This window comes from Streptomyces sp. P9(2023) (genome assembly GCF_032436795.1).
Lineage (GTDB): Bacteria > Actinomycetota > Actinomycetes > Streptomycetales > Streptomycetaceae > Streptomyces.
In genome coordinates this window covers 1-280 of record NZ_JAUPWM010000378.1, presented here as the reverse complement: position 1 = coordinate 280, position 280 = coordinate 1, and the positions used below count along the sequence as shown (strand labels likewise).

General features: G+C 51.8%; 1 protein-coding gene. It reads right to left on the bottom strand.

The features are described 5' to 3' along the window. On the bottom strand, positions 1 to 196 hold a 196-nt coding region (locus tag Q5762_RS38020; RefSeq protein WP_315896880.1), incomplete at its 3' end, for a hypothetical protein. Positions 197 to 280: the final 84 nt, after the last annotated feature.

Sequence of the window (280 nt, the reverse complement as noted above, 5' to 3'; positions counted from 1 at the left end):
CGGTATTCAACACGGGAACATGGGCGCTGAACTGGTCTGATCTGTTCTCCGTACCTAACCTGTTGAATACCGAGGTAATACCGTTCATAAGAACGAAGGCGAGCACTGCCCCGATGATAGAACCAAGGACACCGCCCTTGCCTGCCATTGTCGATACAAGCGTCGAAAGCATCATACCTGCAAGAGCATTGGTCACAGAGCCAATAATAGCAGCGGTCATACCAGAGAAGCCCATAGACGTACCGACAGTCATCGCAGGACCGAAGATACCGGGAAGCAT